Raw genomic sequence first — 13220 nt, 5'->3', positions numbered from 1 at the left:
ATTATGTCCAAGGTCAAACTCACCACCAACCACGGCACCATCGTTCTGCAACTCAACGCAGAAAAAGCCCCGGGTACCGTTGCCAACTTCATCGAGTACGTGAAGGCTGGCCATTACACCAACACCGTGTTCCACCGTGTCATTGGCAACTTCATGATTCAGGGCGGCGGCTTTGAACCTGGCATGAAGGAAAAAACCGACAAGCGCGCCCCTATCCAGAACGAAGCCGACAACGGCCTGGCCAACAAGAAATACAGCGTCGCCATGGCCCGCACCATGGACCCGCATTCGGCGTCCGCTCAGTTCTTCATCAACGTGGCGGACAACAGCTTCCTCAATCACACCGCAAAAAACAGCCAGGGTTGGGGCTATGCGGTGTTCGGTGAAGTGATCGAAGGCCAGGGCGTGGTCGACACGATCAAAGGCGTCGCCACGGGCTCCAAGGGCGGCCATCAGGACGTGCCCAAAGACGACGTGATCATCGAGAATGCCGAGATCATCGAGTGATACTGCTGATCTCTGATCTGCACTTGCAACAGGAGCGCCCGGACATCACCCGGGCGTTTTTACGCTTCCTCGACGAGCGGGCGCGGGCGGCTAAAACGCTGTACATCCTCGGGGACTTCTTCGAAGCCTGGATCGGCGACGACGCCATGTCCAGCTACCAGGCAAGCATTTGCCAAGCCTTGCGCACACTCACCGACAGTGGCACGCAGGTGTTCCTGATGCACGGCAACCGGGACTTTCTTATAAGCCGCGGCTTTTGCGAAAAGGCGGGCTGCACGCTACTCAACGACCCCTGCGTGGTTGACCTTGAAGGTGAGCAGGTGCTGCTGATGCACGGCGACTTGCTGTGTACCGCCGACACGGGTTACCTGAAGCTTCGGCGCATCTTGCGCCACCCCCTTACCCTGTGGGCCCTGCGACACCTGCCCATAGGCTGGCGGCAGCGGCTGGCGCGCAAGCTGCGAAACGAAAGCCGGGCACAAACCCGCCGCAAGGCTAGCGACATCGTCGATGTAACGCCGCTCGAAATTCCTAAGGTAATGGGGCAGGCAGGTGTTCATACGCTGATACACGGCCACACCCATCGCCCTGCAGTGCACAAGTTGCAAGTGGGCCAGGCGCCAGCACGGCGCATCGTGCTGGGTGACTGGGACCGTCAGGGCTGGGTACTGGAATGGGATAGCGAGGGCGCCCGCCTCGAAGCCTTCAACCTCCACTGAAAGGGCGCGGCAGCTCAGCGCACACCCTCGTCAGGCACCGGGCTCACTGCCGGCAGTACTTGAATGCTATAGGGTGAAAACAGCCGGGCGAATGTGCCATCGGCACGCAGTTGCGCGATATAACCGGCCATCTGCTGCACACTGATCGGTGCCTGGGGCCGTAGCAGCGCGTAATGGTGGTACACCTGGTCAGCCCGCTGGGCCACCCTGAACCCCGCGCGCGTTGCGGGGTAGCGCTCATAAAAGCCTTCAAGGTACGAACGGGTGACCAGCGCGATATCGGCCCGATCACGGGCCACCATCAGCAGGTTGCTGTCATGTGAGTAGGTCATGGTTGCGCGGTAGTGGCGCGTCAAGTAGTCCGGCTCGGCGTTAAAGTCAGCGAAGGCATAGTGATAACCGCTATAGAGCGCCAGGCGTTTGTCCGCCAAGTGACTGAAATACTCCTCACCCCTGCCCTGCACATTGCGCGCTACGAATACCTCAGCATCTTCCACGCCCAGGTCCAACGCGCTATAGGCCATGCCATCCCACCCCCACCGTGGATTCTCGAAAATGGCCATGTCCACCTTCCCTTGGCGAAAGTCCTGGTAGCGTCGGGGCAAGGAGGTGGGTACTACAACAAAAATATAGTCCTGCTGCATTTGATTGAGGGCGGCCAACAGCTCCGGCAGCAACCCCATGCCGCTGCCGTTTTCAGGGTGGACCATGTAAGGCGGAAAGTGCACGGCGGCGACGCGTACCACGTCCTGTGCGTAAGCAGAGGTAAAGGCACACAGGGCACCCACTAGGGCTAGGGGTTTTAAAACGGCGCGCATCAACTGGAATGACACAGGTAGGGTTCCGAGTAGGGGTCTCCATAAGCTAGGCGTTTTTAGGTAAGCCGACAACGTGCGCACCACATACTGAACAAACACCTATCGGAACCTTAGCCGATTGCCTAGGCTCTAGCTTCAAGGAAGAGCCTTAAGGAATGCGCATGCCGAACTGGCTAGTGATCGACCTGGAAGCCACGACAGACGAGGGTGGCTGGCCGGTCGAAGAAATGGAAATCATCGAAATTGGGGCCTGCCTGGTAAACCCCAGTGGGCGTGAGCTGGATCATTTCCAGCGCTTCGTCAAGCCACAACGGCGCCCGCTGCTCACCCCTTTTTGCCGTACCCTTACCCATATCACTCAGGCTGATATCGCCGCAGCGCATGGCCTTACAGACGTGTGGGGAGACTTCGAGCGATGGCTAGGCCAGCTGCGCGGCCCACTGGCGGGCTGGGCGAGCTGGGGGGATTACGACCGCCAACAGTTTTTGCGGGCCTGGGCTGAGTACGGAATCAGCAGCACCCTGGCCCATGTGCCTCACGTGAACCTCAAGCAGCGCTTCGCCAAGGCGCGACAGCTGCCTCGCCCCACCGGCCTCAATGGCGCCCTGCAACTGGCCGGCCTGCATTTCCAAGGCACCCAGCACCGCGCACTTGAAGACGCCCGGAACACTGCCCGCCTGCTGCCGCTGGCCTTGCCAGGCCCGTACAAAAGCGGGTGACGCACTGGGTACCCTTGGGCATACTGGCCCACCGTTTCTGCACCAGCGTTAAAGGAGCACCGCATGTTCAAGGTCAACGAATATTTTGACGGCACCGTGAAGTCCATCGCCTTCGAAAACGCTGAAGGGCCAGCGACCATCGGTGTCATGGCGCCGGGAGAATATGAGTTTGGTACCGCTCAACGCGAGATCATGCACGTGGTATCCGGGGCACTGAGTGTAAAGCTGCCGGGCACAGACACCTGGGAAGCCTTCGCGGCCGGTAGCCAGTTCGAAGTGCCTGCCAACAGCAAATTCCACGTCAAGGTAAGCAGCGAAAGTGCCTACCTGTGTGAGTACCGCTGAGTGTAATAACCGACGGGGCGCCGCCTGCGCCGCCCCTGCTCATTCCGCTAAACCAGCGTTGCCCCCAAGGCCTTGACGCACTGCCGTAATAATGGCGCGTTGCCTTCTATCCCTACCTCAAGCCCTGTGATCTCCCGCCGCTCTGGGTACGCTTTGCGCAGCGCATCGAACGCTGCGCGCTGCACAGCCGCGTCAGGGCTCAGGCTTCGGCGCAGGTCCGCGTCATCGCGTCGAGGGTCGTACACGGCACGGCAGAGTACCGGCAGCGCCTGGCTCGGTTGCACGCGTGCGTTGAAATGAAGGCGCCCCAGCCCAGGCTCGGGCAGCAACTGCGCCAGCTCCACGGTTGGCGGCTGGCCCAGCCAGGCACATAACGCTTGATAGATCATGGCAGTGCCGCGTTGCCGGCCTTCCAGGCTATAGCCTGCGATATGGGGAGTGGCCAGCACGCACAGGTCAGCCAACGCCAGGTCCACCGTGGGTTCCTCCTCCCAGACATCAAGCACTGCCTGTACGTCGTCCCGCGCCCGCAGCACCTGCTTGAGCGCCTGGTTACTCACCACCGGCCCACGGGCGGCATTGATAAGCCAGGCGTTTGGGCGCAACCGGGCCAACCTGGCCTCATCGAACAGGTGCCACGTAGGGCACGGGCCGGTACGGGTCAGCGGCGTATGCAGGCTGATGACATCACACTGCTCGATGATCTCGTCCAGCGAGCAGTAAGCCCCGCCTTCGGCAGCCTGCCGGGGCGGGTCGCACACTCTCACGTTCCAGCCCAAGCCTTCCAGCACGGCGAGCAGGCGGCTGCCTACCTGGCCGGCCCCCACGATGCCGAAACAACGGTCGGGCAAGGCCACGCCCTCCAGCTCAGCCAGGGTAAAGAGGCTACCCAGCACGTAGTCCACCACGCCCCGTGCATTACACCCTGGTGCGCTGGCCCACTGAATACCAGCGGCCTCCAGCCAGGGGAGGTCCAGGTGGTCGGTGCCGATGGTGCAGGTGCCCACGTAACGCACCGCACTGCCCTCAAGCAACTGCGCGTTGACCTGCGTGACCGAGCGCACCAGCAGCACGTCGGCGTCGCGTACCGCGTCGGCGGTAAGGGTGCGGCCCGGAAGGCGATGGATATCGCCCAGCCCGCCAAAGAAGGCCTCCACCAACGGAATGTTTTCGTCTGCCACTATGCGCATGGGAAGCCTATGGACGCTCACTGCGCCTTCTTGCGAATCCAATAAAGGTACGTACCGTTTTCTTCGTGCTGCCCCACCAGTTCATGGTCGAGGAACGCGCAGAATTTCGGGATATCCCGGCGTGTCGACGGGTCAGTGGCAATCACTTTGAGCAGGCCGCTGGCCGGCAGGTCGCGTACGTGCTGGTGAAGCATCATCACCGGCTCCGGGCAATTGAGGCCGGTAGCGTCGAGCACGCCATCGACAGGCAATTGGTGAAGGTTATCGGGCATGGGTTAGCTCACAGTCAGGGGCGGCAGTGCAACGGGCTGCCAGGGTAGCCGTCATTATTTATCTAGCCGGCGCAGGTGGCAGGTAACTTCCTCACGGTCGTGGTACAGCTGCTTGCAGCCGATCGCTACCTTGATGCGCCGCGCGTCGAAACCCTGCTCAATACGCTCGAGCAGGCGTTTCACCTCTGCGTAGCGTTGTTTCATCGGCAACTTGAGGTTGACCACCGCCTCACGGCAATGGCCCTCACCTAGCCAGGTTTCGAGCAACGCTGCATTACGCGCGGGCTTTTCCACGATGTCACAGACCATCCAGTCCACCGGGGGGCGGGGGGCGTAGGTAAAACCATCCGCCATCAAGTGGCGAACCAGGCCGGTGTCCATCAGGCTCTGGGCCATGGGGCCGTTGTCCACGGCAGTCACCAGCATCCCCCGGTTCACCAACTGCCAGGTCCAGCCGCCGGGCGCTGCGCCGAGGTCCACGGCGGTCATGTCGCCATGCAGGCGCTCGTCCCATTGGTCCCTGGGAATGAAGTGATGCCAGGCTTCTTCAAGCTTGAGGGTGGACCGGCTTGGGGCCTCGCGAGGGAATTTCAGCCGTGGGATACCCATCGGCCACATGGCGCTGTTGCGCTCAGGCGCAACCCCCAAGAACACCTCACGACCACTGATAAAAGTCAGCAGCAGCCGCTCGCCAGCCCCACCCGGCCGCAGAGCCCCCGCGTTCTCCAGCGCTTTGCGCAGCGGGGCTTCGAACTTGCGGCAAAACGTAGAAAGTTCTTTGCCATCGTTGGTGTCCAGCACCTCCAGCCACAGGCTGGTGGCCTGAGGGTAATCGGCCAAGGCATCGAGCAGCACGCTGATGCGGTCGGTATCTGGCAGGCTGACGAAGCGCCCGCGCGCCCATTGCCGGGGGAAGATCAACGTACTGAAACGCAGCCCCGCCATCAATTGGGCCGCGCCCTGGGCCTCGGTGCAAACGAACTCAGCGCAGGCGCTGGCCGGCCGTGCCTTGGCGTAACCCGCAACGCCAAGGCGCGCCGCATGCTCGCTGATTTCCGCGCACACCTCCCCTTCGAAACCGGGGCGACAATGTAGCAACAGGCTATTCATTCGTACTCCGCTGGCCACTGCTGGCCTTGCACCCGTGAAGGGCAAGTGCCATGGCATCACAAACCGTGAATGATAGCGCAGCTGGGGTGGGTTTAGCGCATGCAGGGTGCAGAAGCGATGGCGTATCCGGAGGAACCCGACGGGAACCCTATGGGAACCCGACGGGAACCCTGCACCCCGCGAGAAAGTCCAGAACACATAACCCCTGTAACTGCCCGTGCCGTGCGGGCCCGCCTAGAGGATTTTTTCCGATGCCCTCCCTGGACAGCTTGAATACCCTACGCACCCTGAACGTGGGCAACCGCGAGTACCGCTATTACAGCCTGCTGGCGGCGGCAAGCCAATTGGGTGACCTGCAACGCCTGCCCATGTCCCTTAAGGTGCTACTGGAAAACCTGCTGCGCTGGGAGGACGGCACAACGGTCACAGCCGCAGACGCCCAGGCGCTGGGCGAGTGGCTCAAGGCGCGGCGTTCAGACCGAGAAATCCAGTACCGCCCGGCCCGCGTATTGATGCAAGATTTTACTGGCGTGCCGGCCGTGGTAGACCTGGCCGCCATGCGCGCCGCCGTTGCCAAGGCCGGGGGTGACCCGCAGCGGATCAACCCGCTGTCCACCGTCGACCTGGTCATCGACCACTCGGTGATGGTCGACCGCTATGGCTCGGACCAGGCGTTCAACGAAAACGTAGACATCGAAATGGACCGCAACGGCGAGCGCTACGCCTTCCTGCGGTGGGGCCAGAGCGCGTTCGACAACTTCAGCGTCGTGCCACCGGGTACCGGCATCTGCCACCAGGTCAACCTGGAATACCTGGGCCGCACCGTATGGACCCGGGAAGACGACGGCCACACCTACGCCTTCCCTGACACCCTGGTAGGCACCGACTCCCACACCACCATGATCAACGGGCTTGGGGTATTGGGCTGGGGCGTGGGCGGAATCGAAGCCGAGGCCGCCATGCTAGGCCAGCCGGTGTCCATGCTCATTCCTGAAGTGGTGGGGTTCAAGCTCACCGGCAAGCTGCGCGAAGGCATTACCGCCACAGACTTGGTGCTCACTGTCACCCAGATGCTGCGCAAGCAAGGTGTGGTGGGCAAGTTTGTGGAATTCTATGGCGATGGCCTGGCAGAGCTGCCGTTGGCAGACCGCGCGACCATCGCCAACATGGCGCCCGAGTATGGCGCCACCTGCGGCTTCTTCCCGGTGGACGACATCACCTTGGGTTATCTGCGCCTCTCAGGCCGGCCAGAAGAGACCGTGCAGCTGGTCGAAGCCTACTGCAAGGCTCAAGGCCTGTGGCGCGAGCCGGGCCAGGAGCCCGTATTCAGCGCCCAGCTGGGGCTGGACATGGGCGAAGTAGAAGCCAGCCTGGCAGGGCCGAAGCGCCCGCAAGATCGGGTTGCGCTGGGGCAGGTGAGCCAGGCCTTCAATGACTTCATTGGGCTGCAACTCAAGCCCGCCGCCAAGGAAGAAAGCCGCCTGGAAAGCGAAGGTGGTGGCGGTGTCGCGGTCGGCAATGCCGACCAAGCCGGCGAAGCCACCTACACTGACGGCGATGCCAGCCACACCCTCAAGCATGGCGCGGTGGTGATTGCAGCGATCACGTCCTGCACCAACACCTCCAACCCCAGCGTAATGATGGCCGCCGGGTTGCTGGCCAAAAAAGCCGTGGAAAAAGGCCTGACGCGTAAGCCTTGGGTTAAAACGTCCTTGGCACCCGGCTCCAAGGTGGTCACCGACTACTACACCGCAGCGGGGTTGATGCCATTTCTGGAACAGTTGGGCTTCAACCTGGTGGGCTATGGCTGCACCACTTGCATTGGCAACTCGGGCCCGCTGGATGCGCCCATAGAGGCCGCTATTCAACAGGCGGACCTCACGGTGGCGTCGGTGCTCTCGGGCAACCGCAACTTTGAAGGGCGTGTGCACCCCTTGGTGAAAACCAACTGGCTGGCCTCCCCGCCCTTGGTGGTGGCCTACGCCTTGGCAGGCAACGTACGCATCGATATTTCCAGTGCGCCCCTGGGTGCAGGGCCAGACGGCCAGCCGGTGTTCTTGCGCGACATCTGGCCAAGCCAGCAGGAAATCGCCGACGCGGTGGCCAAGGTGGATACAAGCATGTTCCATAAGGAATACGCCGAAGTGTTCGCAGGCGACGCCCAGTGGCAAGCCATCGAAGTACCGCAGGCCGCCACCTATGTGTGGGATGAACACTCTACCTACATCCAACACCCACCCTTCTTCGAAGGCATTGCTGGCCCCTTGCCGGTGATCGAGGATGTAAAGGGCGCTTACGCCCTGGCGCTTCTGGGCGATTCAGTCACCACCGACCACATCTCCCCTGCCGGCAATATCAAAGCCGACAGCCCTGCGGGTCGCTACCTCCGGGAAAAGGGCGTGGCGCCTAAGGACTTCAACTCCTACGGCTCGCGCCGCGGCAACCATGAAGTGATGATGCGCGGCACCTTCGCCAACATCCGCATTCGCAACGAAATGCTAGGCGGCGAAGAAGGCGGTAATACGCTGTACATTCCCAGCGGCGAAAAGCTCGCCATCTATGACGCCGCCATGCGCTACCAGACGCAGGGCACGCCGCTGGTTATCATTGCAGGCGCCGAATACGGCACCGGCTCCAGCCGTGACTGGGCCGCCAAGGGCACTAACCTGCTGGGCGTGAAAGCGGTAATTGCCGAAAGCTTCGAGCGCATTCACCGCTCCAACCTGGTGGGGATGGGCGTGCTGCCTCTACAGTTCGTAGGCGGGCAAACCCGTAAAACCTTGGGCCTCACTGGCCATGAGCGGTTCGACCTGCTGGGCCTGAGCAACGCCACCCTGGCCCCCGGCATGCACCTGACGCTTGGCATTACTCGCGAGAACGGAAAGCAAGAGCAGGTCGAGGTGTTGTGCCGCATCGACACGCTCAATGAAGTGGAGTACTTCAAGGCCGGTGGGATTTTGCATTATGTGCTGCGGGAGTTGATTGCGTGAGGCAGCTCTCTGGGGCCTTGCGGTAATACCGTCTAGACCATTCGCGAGCTATCGCCCGCTTTCCACAGGTAGGGTGTAGGCACCGGGCGTAGCTCGCGCATGAGTACGCTGCGATTTCGCACCCACGCACTCAGGCGTTACTTAAGGAACTGCAAACTAAACTATCCCGCCCCTCCGCCGACACCCTATAAAAGCCCTATGCGGAACCTGCCTTTTCATGCGCAATAACCAGCCTGTCACTCAGCGTGAACGTACCTTCCCCGCTCAACAGCGGCTGATCTCCACCACCGATACCCAGGGGATGATCACCTACTGCAACGACACCTTCGTGGAGGTGAGCGGTTATACCCGTGACGAGCTGATACGCGCGCCACACAACCTGGTGCGTCACCCGGACGTACCGGCTGCAGTGTTCGCCCATATGTGGGGCACCCTCAAGCAGGGGCGGCCGTGGATGGGCGTGGTAAAAAACCGCTGCAAGAACGGCGACTTCTACTGGGTCAACGCCTACGTCACGCCCGTGTTGGAAGGTGGCCAGGTGGTGGGTTATGAATCGGTGCGGGTCAAGCCCACCGCTGAGCAAATACGCCGCGCGCAAGCGCTGTATGCGCGCCTCAACGCAGGCAAGCCGGCGTTGTCAGCGGCCGAGCGCTGGCTGCCCGTGCTACGGGATTGGCTGCCGTTCATTCTGGTGAGCCAGATCGGCTTCCTGATCGGCGTCTGGCTGGGCAGCGGCTGGGGCTTTGCACTGGCTGCGGTGTTGTCGGTGCCACTGGGGCTGCTGGGCCTGAGCTGGCAGCAGCGTGGCCTCAAGCGCCTGTTGCAGCTGGCTGAACAGACCACGTCTGACCCCCTGATCGCCCAGATGTACACCGACAGCCGAGGCGTGCAGGGGCGCTTGGAAATGTCCATGCTCAGCCAGGAAGCCCGCCTCAAGACGTGCCTTACCCGTTTGCAGGACACCGCCGAGCAGCTTAACGGCCAGGCGCGCCAGGCCGATAATCTGGCCCATGAAAGCTCTGAAGGGCTGGACCGTCAGAAGGCAGAGACCGAGCAGGTGGCCGCTGCCGTCAACCAGATGGCCGCGACCACTCAAGAGGTGGCCAACCATGTGCAGCGCACGGCAGATGCGACCCAGCAGGCAAACCAGCTCACCCGCCAGGGCCGCGCCATCGCCGGCGAAACCCGCGAAGCCATCGAGCGCTTGTCAGCCTCGGTGGGTGAAACCGGGCAAACCGTTACACGCCTGGCCAAGGACAGCGATGAAATCGGCGGCGTGGTAGACGTGATCAAAGGCATTGCCGACCAGACCAACCTCCTGGCGCTGAACGCGGCCATCGAAGCGGCCCGCGCGGGTGAAATGGGCCGGGGCTTTGCAGTGGTTGCCGACGAAGTGCGCCAGTTGGCGCAGCGCACGGCCGAGTCCACCGGGCAGATCCATGGCCTGATCGCCAAACTGCAACACACCGCCACCGCTGCCGTGCAGACCATGGAAACCGGCCACCGCCAGGCCCAGGAAGGCGTGGCGCGGGTACTGGAAGCGGACAAAGCCTTAGCCGGCATCAGCGAGGCCGTGGCCAACATCACCGACATGACCACGCAGATCGCGGCGGCCACTGAAGAGCAAAGTGCAGTAGCGGAAGAGGTGAACCGCAACATTGCAACCATTGCCCAGTTGGCGGACCAGACCTCCGGCAAAGCCCAGAGCACTGCGCTGCTCAGCGAAGCCCTCACCCAGACCGCTGCCAGCCAGTACTCCCTGGTGGAGCGTTTCAACCGCTAACCATTAGGGCAACGAACCAAGGCGGCCCCACCAGGGTTGGCCTTGGTTTACTATCATGGGCATTTTGAGCAGCGAGACGCTCCATGATGTTAACCCCAGGCGCTGATACGCCCCGGCTGGACAACTACAAGGTGATCGCCGACAGCCTGGCCGCCTTGTTGTTTCCGCACGGCGAAGTGGTGTTGCATGACCTGGCAACCCAAACGGTCGTGTACATCGCCAACAACCTTTCCAAGCGAACGCTGGGTGACCCTTCTGCCATGGAGGAGATCGCGGCCGACTGGGCCACCCAGCGCAGCATCGGCCCCTATGAAAAGCTCAACTGGGATGGCCAGCGTATACGCTCGACCACCAGCGTGCTCCTCGACGAACACGGCAAGCCCGCCATGGCGCTGTGCGTGAACCTCAACTATTCACTGCTGGAACAAGCGCGCCATGCGCTGGAGGCGTTCTTTCAAACCAGCCGCCTGATCGCCCAGCCCGCCGTGCTGTTCAAAGATGACTGGCAGGAACGCATCAATACCTTTCTGCACGCCTGGCTCACCACTCACCACCTGGCCCTCAACCACCTGGGCCGCGAGCCTAAGCGCCGCTTGATCGAGGCGCTGTACCACGAAGGCGCCTTCGAAGGGCGCAGCGCCTATGACTACGTTGCCAACGTGCTGAACATGGGCCGGGCCACGGTCTACAAATATGTCAAAGCCTGCCGTGAGGCGAGCCCGGAACCGGCGCCAGGCCAGTGAGCAGTGGTCATGCTTGCGTGCAAGACGCCAGCGCGCAACCGGCGATTTGCGCATCCTGCACAGCCACGCCGGTAAGGTCTGCCACGGTCACCTGTTGATCGTTACGCCGCCCGCAAGTGTGCCCTGCCAAGAGCGCGCCCAACTCCACCAGCGCGCTTGCCTGGATCAACCCTGCGTCAAGGGCATGAGACACCTCGCCATACTGGCTGCACTGGCCGATGGCATCCACGACGATCAGGTCCGCCAGGCCCAGCACACTGGGGGCGAGTTCCTGTTTGCCCGGCGCATCGGCGCCCACGGCGGTGATATGGGTGCCCGGCTGGACCCACTCGCTGTGCAGCAAGGCGGCCCGAGACGGGGTCGTGGTAACGATCAGGTTCGCCTGGCGCGCCACCGCTTCGGCACTCTGCGTCACTTGCACCGAAAACCCCAAGCCCTCGGCGAACGCTTGGTAGGCCTCCAACTGAGCCGCGCCGCGCCCCCACACGATGACCTGGCGGCAACGGGTCACCGGCATCAGCTGCTCCAACTGCATCCGCGCCTGTAGGCCCGTGCCCACTATGCCAATCGCCTGTACGTTCGACGGCGCCAGGGCACGCGCTACCAATTGGCCTGCGAGGGCCGTGCGCATTGCAGTGAGCCAGCCTCCGTCCTGAAGCAAGGCCAGCGCTTGGCCCGTGTGTGCACACAGCACCAGCATCAGGCCGCCATTACTGTCCAAGCCTTTGCCGGGGTTGTTGTAAAACCCGGTGGACACTTTCACGGTAAAGGTGTCGCTGCCTTCTACCCATGCCGACTTCACACAGCAATCGCCGTTGGCCTGCGGAAACACAAAATGCTGAACCGGCGGCACGCTCACCTTGCCCTGGGAGAACGCGATAAACCCTTGGGCCACGGCCTCGGCGGCCTGGGAAAGGTTTAGGGTGCTCATGATCTGTTGCCGGGTGAACACCTTCATGCGTCTGCCTCCTGAGAAACGGCCTTCAGGAAGGTGTCCAGCACAATGTTGCGCCCGCACAACACCACGGCCACGCGCTTGCCCTGATACTCAGCAGCCAGTTTTAATGCCCCTGCCAAGGCGACTCCGGCGGCGCCTTCGATGATCCAGCGCTCGACGCGAGCGACCTCGCGCAGGGCAGTGGCGATGTCCTGTTCGCTGACCAGCACGGTGCGGTCGATCACACGTTGGCACAGGGGGAACGTAATGCTGTCGGGCTCGACACCACCGGCCGTACCGTCCGACAGCGTAGGCGCTTCTTCCATCTCGATGATGCGGCCTGCGGCAAGCGAGCGCTGCAGCGTGGGCGCATTCTCCGGCCAGCAGCCGATCACCTCTACCTCGGGGTTGAAGTGCTTGAGGGCCGTGCCGATGCCCGACACCATACCGCCCCCGCCCACTGCGACGAACACGGCGTCCACGTTCGGCAACTGGTCGTGTATCTCCATGCCGATGGTGCCCTGCCCGGCAATGATCTGCAGGTCGTTGTAAGGCGAAATAAACGCCTGGCCACTGCGCTGCGCTTGCCGAGCGGCCTCCAGCTCTACGCTCAATGGGTCGGTGTCCAAGGTAATTACCTCGGCGCCCAAGGCGCGGATGGCCTCAAGCTTCAAAACTGAGGCCGTGGTGGTGGCGTACACGGTGACCGGTACCCCTGCGCCTTTTCCTGCCAGCGCCACGCCCTGGCCATGATTGCCTGACGAGGCGGTGACCACGCCCCGCTCGCGTTGCGACGGCTCAAGCAAACGTATTTTATTGGTCGCGCCGCGGTACTTGAAGGAACCGGTGTGCTGCAAGTGTTCGCACTTGAGGTACAGCTCGCAGCCACTGAGGGCAGACAGCCCCTTACTGAGTGTGAGCGGGGTTACCGATACCTCAGGGCGCAAGGCCGTATGGGCGGCTTGGATGGCATCGAACAGGTCGGCAGCAGTGGGAACGGTAGGGGTCATAGGTGCTTCATTCAGGTGATAAGAAGAAAGGATGGGCACATGCACTGGCCCATCCTACACCTGCAAGCAATAGAAAA

13 protein-coding genes are annotated in these 13220 nt (G+C 62.3%); 7 read left to right on the top strand and 6 right to left on the bottom strand.

What is annotated here, in order from left to right; translation table 11 throughout:
* Positions 1 to 3: 3 nt before the first annotated feature.
* Entirely contained in the window at positions 4 to 507 is a 504-nt protein-coding gene (locus tag AC4LE2_RS06580) for a peptidylprolyl isomerase (RefSeq protein ID WP_491824990.1), read from the top strand.
* Positions 504 to 1226, top strand: coding sequence for a UDP-2,3-diacylglucosamine diphosphatase (locus AC4LE2_RS06575; protein WP_491824989.1), 723 nt, complete (start codon positions 504 to 506; stop codon positions 1224 to 1226). The genes AC4LE2_RS06580 and AC4LE2_RS06575 overlap by 4 nt, the downstream gene beginning before the upstream one ends.
* Positions 1227 to 1240: 14 nt before the next feature.
* Here the strand turns inward: AC4LE2_RS06575 and AC4LE2_RS06570 are convergent, their stop codons facing one another.
* Positions 1241 to 2044, bottom strand: coding sequence for a substrate-binding periplasmic protein (locus tag AC4LE2_RS06570; protein ID WP_491828069.1), 804 nt, complete (start codon positions 2042 to 2044; stop codon positions 1241 to 1243).
* Between the two features lie 161 nt (positions 2045 to 2205).
* On the opposite strand from AC4LE2_RS06570, the gene AC4LE2_RS06565 reads away from it, so the two are divergent.
* Positions 2206 to 2763, top strand: coding sequence for a 3'-5' exonuclease (locus AC4LE2_RS06565; RefSeq protein WP_491824988.1), 558 nt, complete (start codon positions 2206 to 2208; stop codon positions 2761 to 2763).
* Between the two features lie 63 nt (positions 2764 to 2826).
* Positions 2827 to 3108, top strand: coding sequence for a pyrimidine/purine nucleoside phosphorylase (gene ppnP / locus AC4LE2_RS06560; RefSeq protein WP_491824987.1), 282 nt, complete (start codon positions 2827 to 2829; stop codon positions 3106 to 3108).
* 47 nt (positions 3109 to 3155) lie between these two features.
* Here the strand turns inward: ppnP and pdxB are convergent, their stop codons facing one another.
* From pdxB to rlmM, 3 genes are read right to left on the bottom strand one after another with little or no spacing between them, the layout of a single operon-like run.
* On the bottom strand, positions 3156 to 4298 hold the full coding sequence (gene pdxB / locus AC4LE2_RS06555; RefSeq protein ID WP_491824986.1) for a 4-phosphoerythronate dehydrogenase PdxB: 1143 nt from the start codon (positions 4296 to 4298) through the stop codon (positions 3156 to 3158).
* 17 nt (positions 4299 to 4315) lie between these two features.
* Positions 4316 to 4570 (bottom strand): sulfurtransferase TusA, encoded by a 255-nt coding sequence (gene tusA, locus AC4LE2_RS06550; protein ID WP_491824985.1) that lies wholly within the window; start codon positions 4568 to 4570, stop codon positions 4316 to 4318.
* A 54-nt stretch (positions 4571 to 4624) separates the two neighbouring features.
* The gene (gene rlmM / locus AC4LE2_RS06545) at positions 4625 to 5680 is read right to left on the bottom strand and encodes a 23S rRNA (cytidine(2498)-2'-O)-methyltransferase RlmM (RefSeq protein ID WP_491824984.1); all 1056 of its coding nucleotides are present in this window, start codon (positions 5678 to 5680) and stop codon (positions 4625 to 4627) included.
* A 251-nt stretch (positions 5681 to 5931) separates the two neighbouring features.
* Between rlmM and acnA the strand changes: the two genes are divergently transcribed.
* The 3 genes from acnA to AC4LE2_RS06530 all read left to right on the top strand — a co-directional run bounded on the left by acnA (position 5932) and on the right by AC4LE2_RS06530 (position 11196).
* The gene (acnA, locus tag AC4LE2_RS06540; protein ID WP_491824983.1) at positions 5932 to 8670 is read left to right on the top strand and encodes an aconitate hydratase AcnA; all 2739 of its coding nucleotides are present in this window, start codon (positions 5932 to 5934) and stop codon (positions 8668 to 8670) included.
* Positions 8671 to 8887: 217 nt separating this feature from the next.
* Positions 8888 to 10453, top strand: coding sequence for a methyl-accepting chemotaxis protein (locus AC4LE2_RS06535; protein ID WP_491824982.1), 1566 nt, complete (start codon positions 8888 to 8890; stop codon positions 10451 to 10453).
* Between the two features lie 83 nt (positions 10454 to 10536).
* Complete coding sequence (locus tag AC4LE2_RS06530) at positions 10537 to 11196, top strand: helix-turn-helix transcriptional regulator (RefSeq protein WP_491824981.1); 660 nt, start codon at positions 10537 to 10539, stop codon at positions 11194 to 11196.
* A 7-nt stretch (positions 11197 to 11203) separates the two neighbouring features.
* On the opposite strand, the gene AC4LE2_RS06525 is transcribed toward AC4LE2_RS06530, so the two are convergent.
* Positions 11204 to 12154 (bottom strand): ornithine cyclodeaminase family protein, encoded by a 951-nt coding sequence (locus AC4LE2_RS06525; RefSeq protein ID WP_491824980.1) that lies wholly within the window; start codon positions 12152 to 12154, stop codon positions 11204 to 11206.
* The gene (locus AC4LE2_RS06520; RefSeq protein ID WP_491824979.1) at positions 12151 to 13143 is read right to left on the bottom strand and encodes a threonine/serine dehydratase; all 993 of its coding nucleotides are present in this window, start codon (positions 13141 to 13143) and stop codon (positions 12151 to 12153) included. The genes AC4LE2_RS06525 and AC4LE2_RS06520 overlap by 4 nt, the downstream gene beginning before the upstream one ends.
* Between the last annotated feature and the right edge of the window lie 77 nt (positions 13144 to 13220).

The sequence above is a fragment of the Pseudomonas sp. 9.3L genome, from assembly GCF_058536285.1.
This window is presented reverse-complemented; position numbering and strand designations above follow the sequence as displayed.